Below are 2,003 nucleotides of genomic sequence, written 5' to 3'. Positions count from 1 at the left end.
GTTCGCCTCGATGCAGCAGGGCCTGTGGCTCTGTCCGCGAAAGATGTCGCGCGCAAGCGCGCTCCCACAGGACCTGTCTGAGCAGCGAGGGTGGGCCCCAAGGCCTCTTTCCAGAGGCATCGGAGCGCGAGGCGGCGCAAGCCGCTCAGTACATGCATTCGCGCCAGCGACTGAACCGGTTGTATAGCGCGAAGCCGAAGGCGAGCCCTAAACGAAATCCGCCGGCGTAAGCGGCTGCATGCCGTGCTTGAGGCGCGCCTTATCGCACTGCGGACTCGGCGTCACGCCGTCTTCCCATGCAGGCTTCAGGTCATGGCATGGCGAGGGCCGCACCTCATAGATACCGCAATGCGCCGCCACGCCGATCGTCCCTACCAGCGACTTGCAGCGCGGCTCATACGCGTTCGTCCCGTGCATGTTCACACGGTGCGGATCGAGGTGCTCCGTCAGCGCAGCCGGCGTGATGCCGCCGGCCGCGTCCGTTTCCATCCAGTGGAAGGCGACGCGGAACGTCGCGCAGCAAGCGCCGCAGCGCAAGCAAGGGTGGGTCATACGTCAGATCGAACCTGAAAAGGTGTTGCACGCGCCGATATCGCCGGAATTGAAGCCGGTCTTGAACCATTTTACCCGCTGTGCCGACGTCCCGTGCGTGAACGAATCCGGCACCACCCGTCCCTGCCCTTGCTCTTGCAGCCGGTCATCGCCGATGGCCGTGGCCGCGTTCAGCGCGGACTCGATATCGCCCGCCTGCAGCCAGTGCTGGCGCTGCTGCGAATGGTTGGCCCAAACACCCGCGAAGCAATCCGCCTGCAATTCCTGGCGCACGGAAAGCCCGTTCGCGCCCTCCATGCGCGCGCCACGCCGGCGCGCCTCGTTCACCTTGTCGAAGACCCCGACCAGGTTCTGCACGTGGTGGCCCACCTCGTGGGCGATCACGTAGGCGCGGGCGAAGTCGCCGGATTCGTGGAACTGCTGCTGCATCTGCTGGAAGAAGCCCAGGTCCAGGTACACCTTCTGGTCGCCGGGGCAGTAGAACGGCCCCACCGCCGAGGATGCCGAGCCACATGCCGTCTGCACGCCGTTGCGGAACAGCACCAGCTTCGGCTGGACGTACTGGTGGCCATTCGCCTCGAAGATCTCGCCCCAGGTGTCCTCGGTCTCGCCGAGGATGGCCCGGACGAAGTCGACCTGCGGGTCGCTGGATTCCGCCGGCTGCGCATGCCGGGGCGCTTCGGCCTGGGGCGGCGCCAGGCTGCCGCCGCCGTCCTGGCTAAGCAGTGCGGTCGGGTCCTTATAGAACACCAGTCCCAGGATGGCCAGGAGGATGATCCCCCCTATGCCGAGGCCGCGGCCACCACCGAATGAAGGGCCCCCGCCGCCGGTGCCGGCGTCTTCCACGTTGTCGCTTCTACGGCCTTTATCCCAGAGCATGGCGTTCTCCTCTCCCCGCTCGCGTGCTCCCGCGAGACACGGTCGGCATGATCGCACGGACGGTTGCCGGTAAACTCGGCGGTTACCGTCGTCCCCCGGATCGTTTCATGAATAGTCAGCTCCCCGCCGTCGTCACCCTGCTCACCCTGCTCCTGATGTTCTTCACGGTCTGGTCCGTGGGCCGGGCGCGGAGCCGTTACGGCATCAAGGCGCCGGCGATTTCGGGCGATCCGGCGTTCGAGCGGGCCTGGCGGGTACAGATGAACACGCTGGAGAACGCCACGATGTTCATCCCGGCGCTGTGGCTGGCGGCGCAGTACGTGGATCCGCTCTGGGCGGGCATCGCGGGGCTGATCTGGCTCGCCGGCCGCGTCTGGTACGCCGTGTCCTACCTGCGTGATGCCTCGCGCCGTGGCCCGGGTTACATGGTGTCGATGATCGCCTGGGCCGCGCTGATGCTGATGGCCGCCGGCGGGATCGGCATGGCGATCATGGAGAACAACGCGGCGCCGGCCGAGGATGCGTCGCAGGCAGGCTGATCGCGGCACCCTTGTGGGAGCGGGGGGGGGCCG

At 67.1% G+C, this 2,003-nt stretch carries 3 protein-coding genes; 1 reads left to right on the top strand and 2 read right to left on the bottom strand.

What is annotated here, in order from left to right; translation table 11 throughout:
- Window positions 1-207 precede the first annotated feature (207 nt).
- On the bottom strand, window positions 208-552 hold the full coding sequence (locus ACTHLF_RS20535; RefSeq protein ID WP_440329980.1) for a YkgJ family cysteine cluster protein: 345 nt from the start codon (window positions 550-552) through the stop codon (window positions 208-210).
- Between the two features lie 3 nt (window positions 553-555).
- The gene (gene ypfJ / locus ACTHLF_RS20530) at window positions 556-1,431 is read right to left on the bottom strand and encodes a KPN_02809 family neutral zinc metallopeptidase (RefSeq protein ID WP_440329978.1); all 876 of its coding nucleotides are present in this window, start codon (window positions 1,429-1,431) and stop codon (window positions 556-558) included.
- Window positions 1,432-1,538: 107 nt separating this feature from the next.
- Between ypfJ and ACTHLF_RS20525 the strand changes: the two genes are divergently transcribed.
- Window positions 1,539-1,970 (top strand): MAPEG family protein, encoded by a 432-nt coding sequence (locus ACTHLF_RS20525; protein WP_440329976.1) that lies wholly within the window; start codon window positions 1,539-1,541, stop codon window positions 1,968-1,970.
- Window positions 1,971-2,003: the final 33 nt, after the last annotated feature.

It is taken from the genome of Luteibacter sp. (assembly GCF_051958795.1).
In the GTDB taxonomy this organism is placed as follows: Bacteria; Pseudomonadota; Gammaproteobacteria; order Xanthomonadales; family Rhodanobacteraceae; genus Luteibacter.
Note: the sequence above shows the minus strand (reverse complement) of the source record. Positions and strands in the feature narration are given on the sequence as shown.

Bases quoted from the DNA above. Each gene is read 5' to 3' on its own strand.
- ACTHLF_RS20535 (WP_440329980.1), bottom strand. From the start codon at position 552: ATGACCCACCCTTGCTTGCGCTGCGGCGCTTGCTGCGCGACGTTCCGC.
- ypfJ (WP_440329978.1), bottom strand. From the start codon at position 1,431: ATGCTCTGGGATAAAGGCCGTAGAAGCGACAACGTGGAAGACGCCGGC.
- ACTHLF_RS20525 (WP_440329976.1), top strand. From the start codon at position 1,539: ATGAATAGTCAGCTCCCCGCCGTCGTCACCCTGCTCACCCTGCTCCTG.